Annotated in this window: 16 protein-coding genes; 8 read left to right on the top strand and 8 right to left on the bottom strand. The window is 64.5% G+C overall.

Annotation, left to right across the window (positions count from 1 at the left end; all coding sequences use genetic code 11):
• Positions 1–95: 95 nt before the first annotated feature.
• From BLT98_RS18765 to BLT98_RS18750, 4 genes are all read right to left on the bottom strand, one after another.
• Positions 96–1,706, bottom strand: coding sequence for a bifunctional aspartate transaminase/aspartate 4-decarboxylase (locus BLT98_RS18765; protein WP_092610360.1), 1,611 nt, complete (start codon positions 1,704–1,706; stop codon positions 96–98).
• A gap of 56 nt (positions 1,707–1,762) precedes the next feature.
• Entirely contained in the window at positions 1,763–3,451 is a 1,689-nt protein-coding gene (gene aspT, locus BLT98_RS18760) for an aspartate-alanine antiporter (RefSeq protein ID WP_034783003.1), read from the bottom strand.
• Positions 3,452–3,507: 56 nt separating this feature from the next.
• Positions 3,508–5,190, bottom strand: coding sequence for an aspartate-alanine antiporter (gene aspT / locus BLT98_RS18755; RefSeq protein ID WP_092610357.1), 1,683 nt, complete (start codon positions 5,188–5,190; stop codon positions 3,508–3,510).
• 261 nt (positions 5,191–5,451) lie between these two features.
• Positions 5,452–6,318, bottom strand: coding sequence for a substrate-binding periplasmic protein (locus BLT98_RS18750; protein ID WP_092610354.1), 867 nt, complete (start codon positions 6,316–6,318; stop codon positions 5,452–5,454).
• A 248-nt stretch (positions 6,319–6,566) separates the two neighbouring features.
• On the opposite strand from BLT98_RS18750, the gene BLT98_RS18745 reads away from it, so the two are divergent.
• A complete protein-coding gene (locus BLT98_RS18745; RefSeq protein ID WP_070259219.1) occupies positions 6,567–6,830 on the top strand; it encodes a heavy-metal-associated domain-containing protein in 264 nt (87 codons plus the stop codon).
• Between the two features lie 23 nt (positions 6,831–6,853).
• On the opposite strand, the gene BLT98_RS18740 is transcribed toward BLT98_RS18745, so the two are convergent.
• The 3 genes from BLT98_RS18740 to BLT98_RS18730 are packed head-to-tail and all read right to left on the bottom strand — an operon-like array spanning position 6,854 to position 9,342.
• Complete coding sequence (locus tag BLT98_RS18740) at positions 6,854–7,381, bottom strand: ubiquinone anaerobic biosynthesis accessory factor UbiT (RefSeq protein ID WP_081345836.1); 528 nt, start codon at positions 7,379–7,381, stop codon at positions 6,854–6,856.
• Between the two features lie 20 nt (positions 7,382–7,401).
• A complete protein-coding gene (locus BLT98_RS18735; protein ID WP_034783050.1) occupies positions 7,402–8,298 on the bottom strand; it encodes a ubiquinone anaerobic biosynthesis protein UbiV in 897 nt (298 codons plus the stop codon).
• Between the two features lie 9 nt (positions 8,299–8,307).
• On the bottom strand, positions 8,308–9,342 hold the full coding sequence (locus tag BLT98_RS18730; protein ID WP_092611088.1) for a ubiquinone anaerobic biosynthesis protein UbiU: 1,035 nt from the start codon (positions 9,340–9,342) through the stop codon (positions 8,308–8,310).
• A gap of 165 nt (positions 9,343–9,507) precedes the next feature.
• On the opposite strand from BLT98_RS18730, the gene BLT98_RS18725 reads away from it, so the two are divergent.
• The 7 genes from BLT98_RS18725 (at position 9,508) to BLT98_RS18695 (ending at position 18,522) form a co-directional block, all read left to right on the top strand.
• Positions 9,508–9,918, top strand: a complete 411-nt coding sequence (locus tag BLT98_RS18725) for a hypothetical protein (RefSeq protein ID WP_092610351.1) — start codon at positions 9,508–9,510, stop codon at positions 9,916–9,918.
• A 123-nt stretch (positions 9,919–10,041) separates the two neighbouring features.
• Entirely contained in the window at positions 10,042–11,790 is a 1,749-nt protein-coding gene (locus BLT98_RS18720; RefSeq protein WP_092610348.1) for a ribonucleoside triphosphate reductase, read from the top strand.
• Positions 11,787–11,987, top strand: coding sequence for an anaerobic ribonucleoside-triphosphate reductase (gene nrdD, locus BLT98_RS29705; protein ID WP_092610345.1), 201 nt, complete (start codon positions 11,787–11,789; stop codon positions 11,985–11,987). The genes BLT98_RS18720 and nrdD overlap by 4 nt, the downstream gene beginning before the upstream one ends.
• Complete coding sequence (locus BLT98_RS18710; protein WP_092610342.1) at positions 11,977–12,684, top strand: anaerobic ribonucleoside-triphosphate reductase activating protein; 708 nt, start codon at positions 11,977–11,979, stop codon at positions 12,682–12,684. The genes nrdD and BLT98_RS18710 overlap by 11 nt, the downstream gene beginning before the upstream one ends.
• A 148-nt stretch (positions 12,685–12,832) precedes the next feature.
• On the top strand, positions 12,833–16,888 hold the full coding sequence (locus BLT98_RS18705) for a Pls/PosA family non-ribosomal peptide synthetase (RefSeq protein WP_092610339.1): 4,056 nt from the start codon (positions 12,833–12,835) through the stop codon (positions 16,886–16,888).
• An 11-nt stretch (positions 16,889–16,899) separates the two neighbouring features.
• Entirely contained in the window at positions 16,900–17,415 is a 516-nt protein-coding gene (locus BLT98_RS18700; RefSeq protein ID WP_170846427.1) for a 4'-phosphopantetheinyl transferase family protein, read from the top strand.
• 198 nt (positions 17,416–17,613) lie between these two features.
• The gene (locus tag BLT98_RS18695) at positions 17,614–18,522 is read left to right on the top strand and encodes a LysR family transcriptional regulator (protein WP_034784063.1); all 909 of its coding nucleotides are present in this window, start codon (positions 17,614–17,616) and stop codon (positions 18,520–18,522) included.
• Here BLT98_RS18695 and BLT98_RS18690 read toward each other — a convergent pair.
• Entirely contained in the window at positions 18,519–19,196 is a 678-nt protein-coding gene (locus BLT98_RS18690; protein WP_092610333.1) for a phosphoribosylanthranilate isomerase, read from the bottom strand. The genes BLT98_RS18695 and BLT98_RS18690 overlap by 4 nt on opposite strands.
• Between the last annotated feature and the right edge of the window lie 28 nt (positions 19,197–19,224).

Genomic DNA, 19,224 nt, shown 5'->3' with positions numbered 1-19,224 from the left:
CCATTCCAGGCTGCACTATTGGTTACCGGAGCCGACACATAAAAACGGGCGCCTCTTGCGGGGCGCCCGTTGAGCTCAAGCAGCTACCCGGCGAATTACTTCTTCGCCTTCTTGCTACCCTTCTCCTTTTCCTTTTCAAATACGGCAAAGAACTCGGACGCCATGTTGCGGATGGCGCGGCCGATGTTGGCGTAGTCGTATTCGTTCAGGTTGGCCAGCGACACGCGGCCGGACGGATGCGTGGTGCCGAAGCCGCGGCCCGGCAGCAGGATGACGCCGGTTTCCTCGGCCAGGCGGAACAGGGCTTCGTTCGGTTTGAGCTTTTTCAGCAGCCACTGCGAAAACTCCACGCCATGCATCTGCGCGGCCAGCGACTCCATGTCCAGCAGGTGGTAGTAGCGCACGGAGTTGGCGTCGTGCACCATCGGCAAGCCCAGCTCGCGGTACAGCGCTTCCTTGCGGCGCAGCACGATGCGTTTCATCGACTGCTTATACTTTTGCTCTTCATCCATCAGCGAGAACAGGGAGAACAAGGTCATCTGCGCCTGCACGGGCGTGGACAGGCCGGCCGTGTGGTTCAGCGCCACCGTGCGGCTGTCAGCCACCAGGCGGTCGATGAATTTCAGCTCGCGCGGCTCCGTCGTGATGGAGTGATAGCGTGCATCGAGCTGTTTCTTGATGGTTTCCGGCAACTTGGCAATCTTGGCGTCAAGCACATTGTTTTCATGCGTGGCCACCACGCCCATGCGCCAGCCCGTCGCGCCGAAGTATTTCGAGAACGAATACACGAGGATGGTGTTGAACGGGCAAATGGCGAACAGCGAGACGAAATTATCGGCAAAGGTGCCGTACACGTCATCGGTAAGGATGATCAGGTCCGGGCGCTTCTTGATGATCTTGGCGATGTATTCCAGGGTTTCATCATCGATCTTGACGGAAGGCGGATTGCTCGGATTGACGAGGAAGAAAGCCTTCACCTTCGGATCCAGCAGCTTGTCCAGCTCCTTCTTGGTGAATTGCCAATTGTTCGATTGCGGCGCATCGATATGCACGGTATTCAGCTTGTAATCGTTCAGCTGGGGAATTTCGATGTAGGGCGTGAAGATCGGCATGCCCAGAGCGATCGTGTCGCCTTCCTGGATGATATGGTTCGATTTCAGGCTGGCAAACAGATACGTCATGGCCGCCGTGCCGCCTTCGACAGCGTACATGTCGAAGTTGCCGACGAATGGATGGTCGCCGATCATTTCGCGGTGGATATACTGGCCGACGATTTTCTCGGACAGGCGCAGCATGCGGTCTGGCACGGGATAGTTGCAGCCGAGGATAGCTTCGCACATCTCATAGATGAAGTCGCCCGCACTCAAGCCCAGCTGGTCGCGCACATACGACACGGCTGCCTCGATGAAATGCACGCCCGGCGTCTCAGCATGCTGGCGCACGAAGATTTCAAAGCGCGCCTCGATGCCGTCGCGCGTGGGGAAACCACCCACGTCGTCCATGTACACATAGGAACGCTCCGCTTCCGTCATGGCGAATTGGCCGAACTGGAAGAAGCCATGGCGTGGCGTAGTCGCCAGGAAATTCGGGTTGCCGCGGCCCGCATTGAGCATCAGGCGGTTGCTTTGCTTGGCCGTCTGGATCAGCACATCCTTCAATTCAAATGGGCTCAACAGGGCGAGTTTGCTTGGGTTACTGAAATCCATTTTTGCTACTCCTTATAGACTGACAATGTTCAGGGTTCTTGCACATACAGGCAGACTCAGACGAAGGCCACAATCAGCGGCCCCAGCAGGGTCAGGAAAACGTTGGCCAAGGCATATGTGATGGCAAACGGTACGGTGGGAATCGAGTTTTGCGCCGCATTCAGCACTTCGCCGAACGCGGGATTGGCGCTGCGCGAGCCGGACAAGGCGCCCGCGAATACGGCCACGTTGTCATAACGCAAGATGTAGCGGCCGATCAGCATGGTCAAGATCATCGGCAGGATGGTCACCACCACCCCCACGCCAAACAGGGTCAGGCCGTGTTCGCGCACGGTTTGCACGGCTTGCAGGCCGGACGTGAGGCCGACGACGGCAACGAAGCCGGCCAGGCCCAGGTCTTTCAGGATTTGCACGGCGCCGCTGGGCATGTAGCCAAACGTCTGGCGCTTGGCGCGGAACCAGCCGAATACCAGGCCCGACAGCAGCACGCCGCCGCCGCTGCCCAGGGTCAGCGGAATCGAGCCGATACGCGCCACCAGCAAGCCCACCAGCAGGCCGACGACGAGGCCGGCGCCCATGTAGACGAAGTCCGTCTTGGCGCTCGGCACGATCATGTAACCCACTTCGGCGGCCACGCGCTTGACGTCCTGCTCGGCACCGTAGATGGTCACCACGTCGCCCGTCTGCACGACGGTTTCCGCCTGCATGGGGAGAATCTTGCCCATGCGGCTCAGCTGCACGACAAAGATGCCGTGACGCACGCCCGGCGCCGTGGCGCTGCGGATTTCGCCCACGGTCTTGTTGTGGTAAGCCTTGTTGGTCAGCACCATGTCGCGGCGCTGCATCACCAGTTCCATGCCTTCGACGGCCAGCAATTCCTTGCCCAGCTGGGAAGAGACGCTGAGCATGGCTTCGCGGCGGCCCACCAGCAGCACGATATCGTCGGCCGCCAGCACCAGATCCGGGCTGACGTCGATGATCTGGCCATTGCGTTTCACGCGCTCGATGGTGATGGCCGTGTTCGGATTGGCGCTTTCGATGTCCGCCACGGAGCGGCCGGCACCGGGGCCCACGTCGTAGATGCGGCCGATCAGGTCAGGCGCGGCCGGCGTCTGGCCCGGCCCCAGCACTTGCACACCCGCCTGCAGCGCCGTTTCCGCCTTGATCGCATCTTCGCGGATGGTGCGGCCCATGAGCTTGGGCAAGATATTGACGCAGACAATGATGGCGCCAAACGAGCCGAACACATATGTGACCGCATAGCCGACGGCCACGTTGCCCTGCAAGCGCGCCACCTCGTCGGCCGCCAGGCCCAGCTTGGTGATCGCGTCGCCGGCCGTGCCGATGATGGCCGACTGCGTCAAGCCGCCCGCCGCCACGCCCGCTGCCAGGCCCTTGTCCAGGCCAAACACCTTGGCCAGAATGACCACCGTCAGCAGCGCCGTCACGGCCAGCACGACAGCCAGGATGATTTCACGCACGGACTGGCGCCCCAGCGAATTGAAGAATTGCGGCCCGCTTTCATAGCCAACCGCGTAAATGAACAGGGCAAACAGCACCGACTTGACGCCGGGATCGATGGCGACGCCCACCTGGCTGACGAGTACCGCCACCAGCAGTGAACCGGCTACCCCGCCCAGCTGGAACGAGCCGAACTTGATCTTGCCGATGTAGTAACCCGCTGCCAGGGAGAGAAACAAGGCAATTTCGGGCGACTTCTTGAATAACTCATGCAACCATTCCATGCGGACCGCCTTTCGTGTTGAAGGAATTCTTTACTGCGTGTGCCCTTGCCGGCTGCTCATGCGTGGACGGAGCCGGCCAAGGCCACGATGAGCGGCCCCAGCAGGGGCAGCACCACGTTCGAGATGGCATACGTAATCGTGTAACCCAGCAAGGGCGTGGAATTGCCGGCCGCGTTCTGCACGGCGGACAAAGCCGGCGTACTGCACTGCTGGCCGGCGATGGCGCCCAGCAACACGGGCGCTTCCAGCTTGAGGAAAAAGTGCCCCACCAGCAAGGACAGCGAGGCGGGGATGACGGCGATCAATACGCCCATCAGCGGCAACGACAGCCCGTACTGGCGGATCAGATCGATCGCCTGCGGCCCCGACGCCAGGCCCACGCAGGCGATGAAGGTGGCCAGGCCGATATCCTTCATCATGTCGAGCGCGCTGGGCGGGATGCCCTGCATGCCCGGCTTGCGCGCCTGGTACCAGCCGAACACGAGGCCCGTCAGCAAGGCGCCGCCGCCCGTGCCCAGCGAAAACGGAATGCCGCCCAGCTTGGCGGAAAAGCCGCCGATATACACGCCCAGCACGATGCCGATGCTGGCGTAGACAATATTGCTGCGGTCGCCCGTGGGCACGCGCTTGCCGATGGCGGCCAGCGCCGTGTTCAGCTCGCGTCCTTCCGTCGTGCCGTACAGGCGCAGCACGTCGTCGCGCTGCAAGGAAAGATCAGGCAGCGGCGGCATGCTGTGTTCGCCACGAACGACGGCCGCCACGTGCACGCCGGAAGGCAAGGCCAGCTGGCGCAAGGGCTGGCCCACCAGCGCGGCTTGCTGCAGCACCACTTCGACGGCCGAGACAGCCATGTTCAAGCCCGTCGTGTCGGCAAATTCCTCGCCCAGGATGGCTTCGGCCGCCACCAGCGCGGGACGGTGGCCGATCACCAGCACTTCGTCGTTGTTGCGCAGGCGCAGTTCCGGTTCCAAGGGCAATACCTTGCCGTGCCGGCGCACGCGCGTGATGCTGGCGCGACCCGCAAAAATATGCTGCAAGGCATCGAGACGGCGTCCCGCGCCACGGCTGATGCGGTAGGCGCGGCCCACCATCTCCGGCGTCGCCTGCACGCCATCGCCATCGGTCTGCGCGCCGCCCATCTTTTCCCACAATTTATCGGCTTCCTCGCGCAGGTTGACGCGCAACAACAGCGGAAAGATCTGGCTGGTGGCGATGACGATGGCGATCAGGCCGAAGATATAGGTGATGGAATACGCGGTGACGACGTTGGCCTGGAGCTCGGCGATGCGGGCCGCCGGCAGCGCCAGTTTCGAGATGGCGTCCGTGGCCGTGCCGACGACGGCCGATTCCGTGGCCGCGCCCGCCATCATGCCGGCCGCCGTACCCTGGTCCAGGCCCAGGAAACGCGTGGCCAGCAGCACCAGCGCCAGCACCACCACCACTTCGATCAGGCACAGCAGCCCTAATCGCAAGCCCTTGGCATTCAGGTTGGCAAAGAACTGGGGACCGCCCGCATAGCCGAGGGCAAAGATGAACAGCATGAAGAAGACATTCTTGACGCTGGCGTCCAGGGTGATGCCCAGCTGGCCGATCAGCAGCGCGGCGATCAGGGTGCCGCACACGCCGCCCAGCTGGATCGGGCCGAAGCGTATCTGCCCTACCGCGTAGCCTAGCCCCAGCGCCAGGAACAGGGCCAGTTCCGGCACCTGGTGCAATATGGACGTGATCGAATCGAGCATGGACAAACCTTCGAAAAGATAACGGATGGTTACAAGAGAACAGAGCGTTCGGCGGCTGACGGCAGCTGGCTGTTGAACGGGCGCACGGATCCTGCACGGCACTTGCGATAAACGCTTGCGCCGGAGAAATGTTGTTACGAGGAATTATGTTCGGTGAAAATTTTACAAGTGTCAACAGGTGTTCTGTTGAACTTGCTTTGCTTTTCATCAAACATCCTGCGCACGATTGACGCACTTGTTTGACATCGATCAACAAAACTATTAGTAATGTCTTGGACGATACCAAAGTGCCTTGCGCGCCAGCGGTGTCTCTTCCGGCAAGTCGGGATTGGCCAGCTCCAGCACGTGGCGCCGGGACAGATTCAGGCCCTGCGCGAGGCGGCCAAAATGGCGCTGGAACAGCTGCGCGAAACTGCCGTCGGCAAGCATGGTTTCCAGTCCCGTTTCAATGTGGCGCGCCAGTTCCGGCCGGTGCTTGCCGACAAAAAAGTACAGCGCGGCCGGGTAGCGGATGACCAGGTGAGTGTCCAGCGCCAGCGGCAATTGCGCGTGGCTCGCCAGCTCGCTTTGCGCCTCGATCACGGAACGGGGAAAGTAATCGATGCGCCCCGCCGCCAGTTGCTGGAACAGGCCTTCATAGGTGCTCGACGTATCGAGGCGCAAGCCATTCGCCTGCAGGATGGCGGAGTCGGGCCAGTCGCGCATCTGCCCGGCCGACAGCCGCGCCAGGGCGGCAATGCTGCGCACATCGCGCAGCAGTTGCGGCTGGCGCGCCTGGATCAATGCCACTCTCCAGCCGATGAGGCCGCGGTCGATGGGGATGCGCACTGGCAACAATTGCGTTTCGCGCGCGCGGCTCGTCATCGCCCAGACGACATCGACGCTGCCCGATGCCATGGCAATTTCCTGCATGGCGCGCGTCTGCACCATGCGCAGTGCGGAGCGGCGCAAGACATAGGCCTGGCCCGAACGGGCCAGCGCCTGTTGCAGCAAGGCCGTCACATAGCCTTGCTGCGGGTCGTCGAGCGCCTGATGGCGCGGATACACGAGCGGCAACGGCGGCACCGCGCCGATGGCCGCGCCCAACGGCCACAGGGCGGCAAGCTTGAGCAGGGGGCGGCGCCGCATAGCCCCTCCTTTCCAGCGCATTCATAGCGTTCTTATCAGAATGACAGTATCGCGCAGCAGAGCACGCTTGTCGACTGGAATACGGCAACTGTGTACAAAACAACAGCAGTTTCAGACTGCAGCCGAGAGGCTGGAGTTAATCCAGATCAATAAAACCGCAAATAGGAAATAAATCTTGCGTGCTGCTCTGGACGGCATGCGCGCCCCTCGCCTACGCTGTTTTTTTATTTGAAAAACAAGAGGAACACATGCAGACAGCGCGCTTGAATATTATCGGGATGGATCACGAAGGCTGCGCCGACAGGCTGACGGGCGCGCTCGAAGCCGTTACGGGCGTGAGCACCGTGTGCGTCTCGCTGGCGCGGCACGGCGCCACGGTGCAGTTCGACGAACGTCTGGCCACGCAGGAACGCCTGCTGGCCGCCGTCAACGACGCCGGCTTCATGGGCGAAGCGACGGATGAAGAACAGCTGGCATCGTGCAGCGGCGCTTGCGGCCACTGCCGCCACTGAGCGCCTGCCCTCCCTTTTCCCGCTCAGCCTTCGCGCGCGCCCCGGTCGCGCAGATGCGCCAGCACGCGGCGCGGTCCCAGCGCCTGCAGGTCGAACGGCGGCAACTCGATGGCGTCGAGCGTATTCTTGAACAGCAAGCCCAGTTCCGTATCGCCTTCCAGGCTCAAACGACGGCTGAAGAACAAGGTGTCCGGATCTTCGTGGCGCCGCGCCAGCAGCATCAAATCATGCACGCTGGCCGCGATGCACAGGTCCGGCACGTCGACATAGCGCTCGGCCACGAACACCGTGCCCTGCCACTCGAAATCGAAGGCGATGCCCGCGTCCAGCAGCCGCAAACGCAGGCTGCGCCCTTCCAGGCTGCGCCGCACGTCGTCGGGCAATTGCGGCGCCAGCAGGCGGTTCAAGCCTTGCACGAACAGCCAGGAGGCGGGATACGGGGGCAGCTTGGACAGCAATTCGGCCAGCGGTTCCGGCAAGCGGTACGACACGCCGGGCTTGCTCATGGGAGGCTTGGCCGGGATCGGCAATCTTTCCAGTTGATCTTGCATGGTGCTTCCTTTCGATGCGTTCAATGTGCGGCGTGCTGTTCCATGCCGGGCTGGCCGTGCCAGTAGCCGTCGCAGGCGCCGGCCGGCTGGCAGGCCGCCAGCTGGGCCTGGGCGCCGATGCCGCTGACCTGGCCACGGCGGGCGCGGTCGAAGATGGCGATGACTTGTTCCGTATGCATGGCTTGCGGGCTGATGCGCGCCACCGCCACGCCCATGTCGCGCATGGCGTCGAGTTCTCGCACCAGGTTGTAGACCAGCGCCGACTGCGTCTGCGTGCCATTCAGTACCAGGAATGGCACTTCGTCGCGCGTGCGCAGCAGCAGGCCGTCCGGCTCTTCCAGGCAGCTGTAGCCGCAATCGTCCTTCGGCAGGTTGCGGTTGCGCGCCGTGAAGCAGCGCGCGGAAAACGCCAGCGGCATGCGGCCATAGGCGAATACTTCCGTCTCCAGCCCTTCCGGCTTCTGGCGCTGCATCTCGGCCAGCGCCGTCTGCCCCATTTCCAGCGGCATCACCCAGCGCCGCGCGCCCAGGCGCGCCAGCAGTTGCAGGCTGGGGCCATTGAACAGGTTCAAATGGGGACCGGCGACGAAGGACGTACCCTTTTCCATGCAGTGCACGGCGCCCATGTCGTTGGCCTCGACGCCGTAGCGACCATTGCCCGTGATGCGGCGCAGGGTCGCCAGTTCGGCGCCCGCCTCGATCAGCGCCTGCGTCGACAGCACCACTTCCTTGCCGGCGGCGGCCAGCATGTCGGCGATATCGAGCCAGTCGGCCAGGCGCACCTCATGCCGGCGCGAGCAGACGGTTTCGCCCAGGTACACGATATCGACGGCGGTGCCGGCGATCTGCTGGTAAAACTCGAAGACGGTGGCACGCGGCCAGTAGTACAGCAAGGGGCCCAGTGAAAGCTTCAGCATGTTCATCCTCTATTTCCAAGATCTATGGTAAGCACCTAATGTGTGCTGCTGGCCTTCGGCCAGCTTGTCCATGGCCGCCATCCAGCCCGGCTTGACGGCGTAGCGCGCATTGCCTTCGCGGCAGGCGTCGATCGCCTCGCGCCACACGCGCGTCACCTGCGCCACGTAGGCAGGGCTGCGCTGGCGTCCTTCGATCTTCACGGCCCGCACGCCCATGGCGATCAGTTGCGGCAGCAGCGCCAGGGTATTCAGGCTGGCCGGCTCCTCGATGGCGTAATACTCTTCGTCATTGACTTCGAAACGGCCCTTGCACAGGGTGGGATAGCTGGCGTTTTCGCCGGGCGCATAGCGGTCGATCAGCACGCCGTTCAGGCGCGATTCGAGGCCGTTCGGCGTTTCCAGCCAACGCACGGATTTCGCCGGCGAGCACACGCCATGGGTATTCGGCGCCTCGCCCGTCGCATACGACGACAGCGCGCAACGCCCTTCGACCATCACGCACAGGGAGCCGAAGCCGAAGACCTCGATCTCGACTTCCGTCTTGGCGATCAGTTGCTCCACCTGCGCCATCGACAGAACGCGCGGCAGCACGGCGCGGGCGATGCCGAAGTGCTCATGGTAAAAATTGATGGCCTCGTAGTTGGTGGCCGAGCCCTGCACGGAAAGGTGCAGGCGCAGCTGCGGGTGATGCTCGCTCGCATAGGCCATCAGGCCCGGATCGGCCACGATCATGGCGTCGATGCCGGCCTGCGCGGCGCGGTCGATGGCGCTGCGCCACACGGCCCAGTTGTGCGGCTGCGGATAGGTATTCAGCGCCAGCAGCACCTTGCGCCCATATTGGTGGGCGTAGCGCACGCCCTCGGTGATGGCCTTCTCGTCGAAATTGAGGCCGGCGAAATTGCGCGCATTGGTGGCGTCGCGAAAGCCCAGGTAAACGGTGTCGGCGCCATTGTCGACGGCTGCTTTCAAGGCGGGCAGGCTGCCGGCGGGGCAGACCAGTTCCAGCGGTCCGGCCACGCGGGTGGCGGTGGTTGATTCAAGCATCATGATATTCACAGTCCTGTATCGGCTCAGGGTGCAGACTATAGCCCCGCCCATGCTGGCCAGTCCTTGACGCAGGTGAAGGAATGCATGCATGGCTGGCGCGCGTTCAACTTGCTTGACCTGGCTGTAAAATGCCCCACTTTTCTCCCTCTTCGATTGCCCGCCATGCCCCGCAAACCGCTGCTGATCTTCCTGCTCACCCTGTTCCTCACCGTGCTGCAAGTGCAGTGGGCCGCGCCCGCCGACGGCTATGTCGAAGAAAAGCTCTCCATCCTGTCGCCCGAGATACTGGGCGCGTATCCGGGCGTGCTGCTGATGTTCCTGCAAGCCGTCTTCGCGCGCCGCGCCATGCCGGTGCCGCGCCAGACCGCCATCAGCACGGGCCTGCTGGCCGTCTACTGGCTGCTGGCGAACTACGTCACCTTCGATATCCGCGTCGCCAGCTGGAGCACCTTCTCGCCGCTGGAAATCTGGGCGCACGTGCTGCCAGCCTCCGCCATCAGCATCGCCGTCTGCGCCGCCGCGTACTTTGGCCTGAGCTGCTTCATCCTGCGCCAGGGCCGCGCGAAAAAGTAAACGGGGGCGCTTTTTTCACCTGCATCAAGGATTCGTCACGCAACTGCACGCGCCCTTTGACGCCACTATATTTAGTGATTAACCTCCATAAAAACACCGCATGTTGTGTTTATTGGAGGTTTCATGACGACAAATGCAGTTTCCCCCACACGCGGCCAGGTCGATGTCGCCGCGTCCATCAATGAATACCTGGAGCGGCGCGACTGGCGCGTCAACGCCAACGCCAACCAGGGCTACTCGCTGGGCGGCCTGATACTCAACGTGTCGGGCAAGGTCATCGCCAACTACTGGCTGGACCAGGTGTATCCGCCGGAAGTGGGCGCGGCGCACCGCGAAGCGGCGCTGCACATCCACGACCTCGACATGCTGGCCGGCTATTGCGCCGGCTGGTCGCTGCGCACCCTGCTGCACGAAGGCTTGAATGGCGTGCCGGGCAAGATCGAATCAGGTCCGCCCAAGCACATGTCGAGCGCCATCGGCCAGATCGTCAATTTTCTCGGCACCCTGCAAAACGAGTGGGCCGGCGCGCAGGCGTTCAGCTCCTTCGACACCTACATGGCGCCCTACATCCGCAAGGACAGCCTGCGCTACGAAGACGTGCGCCAGTACATGCAGGAGCTGATCTTCAACCTCAACGTGCCATCGCGCTGGGGCACGCAGACGCCGTTTACCAACCTCACCTTCGACTGGGTCTGCCCGGACGACCTGCGCGAGCAGATTCCCGTCATCGCCGGCCAGGAGATGGAATTCAGCTATGGCGAGCTGCAGGTGGAGATGGACATGATCAACCGCGCCTACATCGAGATCATGATGGCGGGCGATGCCAAGGGCAGAGTCTTCACCTTCCCCATCCCCACCTATAACATCACCGAGGATTTCGACTGGCATAGCGAAAACGCGGAACGCCTGTTCGAGATGACGGCCCGCTACGGCCTGCCCTACTTCCAGAACTTCATCAATTCGGAACTCAAGCCGAACATGATCCGCTCCATGTGCTGCCGCCTGCAGCTGGACTTGCGCGAACTGCTGAAACGGGGCAACGGCCTGTTCGGTTCCGCCGAGCAGACGGGTTCCCTGGGCGTGGTGACGATCAACTGCGCGCGCCTGGGCCACCGATGGCGCGGCGACGAGCCAGCCCTGATGGCGGACCTGGACCGCCTGCTGGAACTGGGCAAGACGAGCCTGGAAATCAAGCGCCGCACCATCGAGGAACTGATGCAGCAAGGCCTGTTCCCGTACACGAAGCGCTACCTTGGCACCCTGCGCAACCACTTCTCCACCCTGGGCGTGAACGGCATCAACGAAATGATCCGCAATTTCAGCGGCGACGCCCATGACATCACGAGTCCCGAGGGCCATGCGCTGGCCGTGCGCCTGCTCGACCACGTGCGCGCCCGCATGGTGCAATTCCAGGAAGAGACGGGCCATATGTACAACCTGGAAGCGACGCCGGCCGAAGGCACGACCTACCGCTTCGCCCGCGAAGACCGCAAGCGCTTCCCCGCCATCCTGCAGGCGGGCACGGTCGACAACCCGTACTACACGAATTCGTCGCAGCTGCCCGTCGGCCATACGGACGACCCGTTCGAGGCGCTGGAATTGCAGGACGCGCTGCAGCGCAAGTACACGGGCGGCACGGTACTGCACCTGTACATGACGGAAGCGCTATCGGACGCGAATGCCTGCCGCGAGCTGGTGAAACGCGCCTTGAGCCGCTTCTCGCTGCCCTACATCACGGTCACGCCCACGTTTTCCATCTGCCCGCGCCACGGCTACCTGGCCGGCAAACATGAATTCTGCCCCACCTGCGACGCAGAACTGATCGCGCGCAAGCAGTCCGATCTCGCTCACCCACTCAAGGAAACGCCATGAACGCACGTCCCGACTTCACTCCCGCCATCACCCTGCTCGACACCGAACGCCAGCGCTGCGAAATCTGGACCCGCGTGATGGGCTATCACCGCCCCGTCGCCTCGTTCAACATCGGCAAGCAGGGCGAATTCCACGAGCGCCAGTACTTTACGGAAGCGAGCGCCCGGGTTGGCCAGCCCGCCTGCCATGGCGCTTGAACTGAAAGTGGGCGGCCTGACGCCCTTTTCCGCCACCGACTACCCTGGCAAGCTGGCGGCCGTAGTGTTCGTGCAGGGCTGCCCCTGGCGTTGCGGCTATTGCCACAATCCTCACCTGCAGGCGCGCACGCCGGAAGGCGCCATGCCCTGGCACGACGTGTTGACCTGGCTGCGCCGCCGCGCAGGCCTGGTCGACGCCGTCGTCTTCAGCGGCGGCGAAGCGTGCATGGACCCGGCGCTGGGGCGGGCCATGCAGGACGTCAGGGAACTGGGGTTCGGCATCGGCCTGCACACGGCCTGCATCTATCCGCAGCGCCTGCAGGAAGTGCTGCCCCTGGTCGACTGGGTCGGCTTCGACATCAAGGCGCCGTTTGCCGACTATCGTCATGTGACCCGCGTGGCCGGCAGCGGCGACCCGGCGCGCGCCTGCCTGGACGCCATCCTGGCCAGCGGCGTCGCCTACGAATGCCGCACCACCACCCACCCGGACCTGCTGCCGGACGAACAGTTGCTGTCCCTGGCCACCACCCTGGCCGCGAAAGGCGTCGACAACTACGTGCTGCAGCAATTCCGCGCCGAAGGATGCGCGGACGCGGCGCTGTCCGGCCGCCCCCTGCACGGCTATCCGGCGGCGCCTACTTTGGCACAAATCGGCGCCATGTTTCCGCGATTTACATTCCGTAATCATGGCGGTTGATCCTGCCGCCACATAATTGCTGAAAGCTCTACAAAATTCCCCGTTCTGCAACGCTGAAATGTCTTGCGTGCTGTAATGTATCAACTGTGCCGCGCGCCATGCGCAGCCCATCAGATTCTTCACTCCGCATTACAGATAAGCGTCATCCATGAACGATTTCACCGCAGTCAGCCCAGGCACTCCCTCCACCCACGCCGACATCCTGTACGGCCCGCCGCGACCGGATCTGCTGCGCGAGGAAGTGCTGGCCGACCTGCTGGAAGCGACGGCCCGCCGCTGCCCGCAACAGACCGCCCTGATCGACGGCGAACGCCGCATCACGTATGCGGAACTCGATGCGCAGGCGGGCCTGGCCGCGTCGCGCCTGGTGGCGGCCGGCGTCAAGCCCGGCGACATCGTGGGCCTGTGGCTGCCGCGCGGCGCCCATCTGCTGCTGATGCAGGCAGCCATCGCCAAGGCGGGCGCCGCCTGGCTGCCCGTCGATGAAGACACGCCCGTCGAGCGCCTGCAGGTGTGCCTCGATGACGCCAGCGGTGCCGGCGTCGTCAGCTGCGCACAATTCGCTCCACGCCTGCTGGACGCCGGCGTCAAGCGTCCCGTGTGGACGGCGGAAAGCCTGCTGGCCCCCGCCACGCCGGGCGAAGTGCTGCCCCCGCGCGGCGCCGTGCTGCCGGAACACCCGGCCTATGTGATCTACACCTCCGGCTCCACGGGCAAACCGAAGGGCATCCTGATCAATCAACGCAGCATCTGCCACTTCCTGCGCAGCGAAAACGCCGTGCTGGAAGTGACGCAAGACGACACCGTCTACCAGGGCTTTTCCGTCGCCTTCGACATGTCGTTCGAGGAAATCTGGATCGCCTACCTGGTGGGCGCCACCCTGTGGCTGGGGCCCAAGGATATCTCGGGCGACCCGGAAGCCTTGCCGCGCGCGCTGGCCGAAAACAAGGTCACCGTACTGCACGCCGTGCCGACCTTGCTGGCCCTGTTCGCCGAGGAAGTGCCGAGCCTGCGCCTGATCAACCTGGGCGGCGAGATGTGCCCCGAGTCCCTGGTCGAGCGCTGGTCGCGCCCGGGCCGCGCCATGTTCAACACCTATGGCCCCACGGAGGCGACCGTCTCGTGCAGCCTGGCGCGGTTGCGGCCCGGCGAACCGGTGACCATCGGCACACCGCTGCCCAACTACGGCTTGCTGGTGCTGCAGGTGGCCGAGCCGGGAGAAAACCGTCCCCTGGCCCTGCTGCCGCGCGGCGAGACGGGTGAGCTGTGCATCATCGGCCCCGGCCTGGCCGACGGCTACCTGGGCCGGCCCGACCTGACGGTGGAAAAATTCCTGCCCAATCCATGGGCGGCCAGCGAGGATGACGCGCGCCTGTACCGCACGGGCGACCTGGCCCGCATCGATGCCGACGGCCAGGTGCTGTGCCTGGGCCGCGCCGACGACCAGGTGAAAATTCGCGGCTTCCGCGTGGAGCTGGGCGAGATCGAGGCCGTGCTGGCGCAGCAGCCGGGCGTGGGTACGGTAGCCGTGTTGCTGCGCAAGGATGACGGCATCGACCACCTGGTGGCCTACATCGTCGGCAGCGAGGAGGCGCCCGAGGACGCCCTGGCGGCAAAGACCCTGCGCGCCGCCCTGAACCTGCATTTGCCGCCCTACATGGTGCCGGGCCGTTTTGAATTGCTGCCGCTGATGCCGCGCCTGACCTCGGGAAAAATCGACAGGAAGGCCTTGAAGGCCATGCCATTGGCCGCGCCGCCGGCAGGCGAGGCAGGCGAATCGGACGTGCCGGAAACGCCGGCCGAAGCGGCCCTGTTCGCGGCTCTGGCCAAGCTGTTCCCGGGCCAGGCGATCTTGCGCCAGCTGGACTTTTTCAGCGACCTCGGTGGCCACTCCTTCCTGGCCGCGCGCCTGGCCTCCGCCCTGCGCGCGGATCCGGCCTACGCTCACATGACGGTGCGCGACATTTACCAGAACCGGCAGATCGGCAAGATCGCCGCCGTCTTGAGCGAGGCGCCCGCGCTGGCCACGCCGGAGGCGGAATGGACGCCGCCGTCCACCCTGAAGCGCTGGATCTGCGGCGCCGCGCAGGCGGCAGCCGTGCCTGGCCTTGTCACCCTGCGCATGGCGCAGTGGATGGCGCCCTTCTTCACCTACCACTTCTTCACGGGCGACACGGGAGATACCGTGCCGCGCGCCATCGCCGCCTCGATCGGCGTGTTCCTGCTGGCGACCCTGGCCGAATTTGCCATTGCGATTGCCGGCAAGTGGCTGATCGCCGGGCGTTTGAAGCCGGGCAGCTATCCGCTGTGGGGCGTCACCTACTACCGCTGGTGGCTGGCAGACCGCCTGGTCGAATCGGCGCCCGCCTACCTGCTCAGCGGCTCGTCCCTGAATAGCTGGTGGCTGCGCGCGCTCGGCGCGAAGGTGGGCAAGGAAGTGGTCATCGGCTCGATGACCCTGCGCGCGCCCGACCTGCTGTCCATCGGCAACAACGTCAGCGTGGGCAATGCCGTCAACTTTGAAAACGCCAGGGTCGAGCGGGGCCGCCTGTTGCTGGGCCAGATCCGCATCGGCGACGATGCCTGCATCAGCTCTTACGCAATTTTGGAAGGCAATACCACAGTGGGCGCGTTCGGCCACCTGGAGGGACAATCGGCGCTGGCCGATGGCGCGGCGGTACCGGCCGGCAGGGTCTGGACTGGCTCGCCCGCGCGCGACATAGGCGCGTTTGACGTGGCCAGCCAGCCGCCGCGCCCCGCCGTCTCGCGCCTGCGCCTGACGGGCGAAACCGTGTTCTTCTGCTTCGGCATGGTCCTCATCGCCGTGCTGTTCTTCATGCCCGTCTTCCCCAGCTTCGTGCTGATCGACTGGTTCGACGAGCGCGAAATGATGCCGTGGCTGCAGGGCCGCGACGTGACGACCCAGCTGGCCCGCTACTTCCTGCTGGCCTTCCCCGCCAGCGCCGTGCTGATCGTGCTCACGGCCCTGCTGTCGGCCGCCATCCGCTGGGGAGCGCTGCCCCGCTTGAAGCCGGGCAGCTCGCCCGTGCACAGCAATATCTATTGCGCCAAGTGGCTGGTCAGCCATATCCAGGAATCGAGCCTGAACGTCCTGCACGGCATTTACGCCACCGTGTACGCGCCGTACTGGTACCGCCTGCTGGGCGCCAAGGTGGGCAAGGGCGCCGAGATTTCCACGGCGCTGGGCGTGGTGCCCGACATGCTGACCCTGGGCGACGACACCTTCATCGCCGACGCCGTCATGTTGGGCGACGAGCAGATCGACGGCGGCTGGATGACCATGCGCCCCACCGTCATCTCGCACCGCAGCTTTGTCGGCAACGGCAGCTACATCCCGGACGGCACCACGCTGCCCGAACACGTGCTGATCGGCGTGCACACGCATGCGCCGCGCAATGAGCAGATGCACAGCGGCGACACCTGGTTGGGCTCCCCGCCCATGCATTTGCCCGCGCGCGAGCAGGTCAGCGGCTTTGCCGAGCACCTGACCTTCAAACCATCCTTGTTGCGCCGCCTGGGCCGCAGCCTGATCGAAGCGTTCCGCATCGTCGCGCCGCACGCGGTGGTGATCGCCGTCGGCTACACCCTGGTGCTGGACGTGATGCCGATCGCGGGGGCGGGACGCTGGGGCGAAGTGGTGGGCGACCTGGCGATTGCCGGCCTGGCCTACGGCATCGGCAATTTCCTGGTGGTCGTGCTGTTCAAGTGGCTGCTGCTGGGACGCTACCGCAAGCACGCGGCGCCCATGTGGACGCCGTTCGTGTGGATTTCGGAAGGCGTGACCAACCTGTACGAAGGCATCGCCGTACCCAACTTCATGCGCTACCTGCGCGGCACGCCGTGGCTGCCGCTGGCCTTCCGCCTGTTCGGCTGCAAGATCGGCCGCGGCGTCTACATGGATACGACCGACATCACGGAATTCGACTGCGTGCACATCGGCGATTACAGCGAATTGAACGCGCTGACCTGCCCGCAAACGCATTTGTTCGAAGACCGCGTGATGAAGATCGACCATGTGGAGATCGGCCAGCGCGTCTACATGGGCCCGCGCAGCTCCGTGCTGTACAGCGCCAAGGTGGGCGACAACGCGCGCCTGGGCCCCTTGACCCTGGTGATGAAGGGGGAACACATCCCCGCCGGCAGCAACTGGGCCGGCTGCCCGGCGGCGCCGCTGCGCAGCTGATGGATGATAAGGTGCTCTTCTCAAGAGACGGCGTGCTGGTGATCCGCATCGCCGCCGTGCTGCCGCGCGCCGAAGCCCGGTGGCGCATCCGCGCCGCCGTGCGCGAGGCGGCGGCCCGCTGGCTGGATGTCAGTATCGGGGCGATTTCGGTGGCATCAACGCCGGGCACCCCTCCCCGCTTGCTGCTGGCCGGAAGCACGGCCAGCCTGTCGTTCAGCCATGACGAGGGAATCTCGCTGGCCGCCATCGGCCTGCATGGCCCTGTCGGCATCGACGTGATGCGGGTGCAGGAGATTCCCGACTGGTTTGAGCTGGCGCGCGACTATCTGGGGCCGCAGGTGGCTGGTGAACTGAGCGCCTGCCCCGCCGATCAGCGCCCATTGACCCTGGCGCAGGCGTGGACGGCGCGCGAGGCGGCGCTCAAGCGTGCGGGCTTGCCACTGGAGGAGTGGAACGGGGTGGCACCGGCTTGCCGCTTGCACGCCTTTGCGTTGCCGGCGCCGCATGTGGCGACCCTGGCATATTAATCTTCCTTCCCTTTGCCAGCTCCGCCGATCTGGACGAAAATCAGTTTTACGATAATACTGACGAGCAATCCCAGCACCCCGATCAATTCCAGCATGGTCTTTCCTTTGCAGTGACAGCAGACCAGCCCACTGTAACGCGAACACCGGGGCCAGGCTAATATCAAATCAGGCAGTCTCCGATCTCGAAAAGGCATACGATTGATTTCCATCAGACAGTTCCGCTATTTTGTCGAAGTCGTCGATGCGGGCAGCTACTCGCGCGCGGCGGAAAAGCTGTACATCGCGCAGTCGGCCCTGAGCCGGCAAATCAAGGAGCTGGAAGGTGAAGTACAGGCCCTGCTGCTCACGCGCGACGCGCGCCATATCGAACTGACGCCCGCGGGACAGGTCTTTTATGAGCGGGCCAAACGCATCCTCGAAGACATCGACGAAACCGTGCGCCAGACGCGCCACGTGGGACAAGGGGCGCAAGGCATCGTCCGCCTGCTGCATTCGAGCTCCGTCACCCTCACGCCCGCCATCGGCGCGGTGCTGAACCGCCTGCTGGCGCAATTTCCCGGCGTTTCGCTCGATGTATCGAAAGGATCGTCGGAAAACCAGGCCGCCGACATCGAGGAAGGCCGCGCCGACCTGGGCCTGGTGCGCCTGCCCACTCTGCGCAAGCATGCCAACATCGTCGTGCGCGAGCTGTTTACAGAAAAGCTGGTGGTGGCCGTGTCAGCGACGTCGCCGCTGGCCGCGCTGGAGCGCACGACCATCGCGGCATTGCGCGACGAAGCCTTCGTCTCGATCCCGCACAAGGACCGCGGAGGCCTGAGCTACCTGGTGGCGGGCCTGTGCCTGGCGCAGGGCTTTTTCCCCAAGGCGGCGCGCGCCCTGTCGCGCAAGACATCGCAGCTGAACCTGATCGAAGCCAATATGGGCATCGCCATCGTCCCGGACAGCATGCGCCTGGTGGCGCCGCCCGGCGTGCGTTTTATTGCGCTGCCGGACGAGGAATCGCATTCCGTCGTCGGCCTGATCTCGCCGCGCGCCGCCAGCGGCATGGTGGCCGCGTTTACGGAGGCGTTCGTGCGCGAGATGAATGCGCTGGCAGCGGCGGATTAACCCTCCGCATACAGCGCCGCATCCACGTCGCGCACGGCCGCCATCAGCAAGGCCAGTTTCATGACATCGAGCTTGCCATCCGTGCGCACGCGCGAGCACAGGTCGATGCCGTAGGGGCGCACCTGGCGCAGCGCATCGGCTACGTTGGTGTCGTCCAGCCCGCCTGCCAGGAAGACGGGACGGGGACTGGCGCGCACGAAGCGCGCGCTGACGGACCAGTCATGCGTGCGGCCCGTACCGCCCAGTTCAGGCACGGCAGCGCCGGGACGGCCGGAATCGAGCAAAAACGCATGGACGTGGGGCGCATAGGCGGGGATCAGCGCCAAAGCCTCGGGCCCCTCCACGTGGATCACCTGCACGCGCCGCACGTGCGGCAGCAAGCGCGCCAGCTGCGCCACTTCGCCGGGGTCGATATGGCTGACGATCTGCACGGTGGACGGCTGCGTGGCGCGCACGTGTTCGGCGATGGCTGGCGCCGTCGTCTCGGACGTCAGCAGGAACGTGGCCACGGGCGGCGGCGTCCAGGCGGCGATCTGCGCGATGCGCGCGTCGGGAATCGGGCCGGGGCCGGATGGCATGGCCGCCACCAGGCCCAGCGCGTCGGCGCCGGCGGCAATGGCCAGTTGCGCTTCGTCGATGGAAGCGATGCAGCAGATCTTGATGCGGGTTCTCATGGCCTTGCGTGTTCAGTCGGGATGATCA

Source organism: Janthinobacterium sp. YR213, assembly GCF_900099875.1.
Classification (GTDB): Bacteria; Pseudomonadota; Gammaproteobacteria; order Burkholderiales; family Burkholderiaceae_D; genus Janthinobacterium; species Janthinobacterium lividum.
This window is presented reverse-complemented; position numbering and strand designations above follow the sequence as displayed.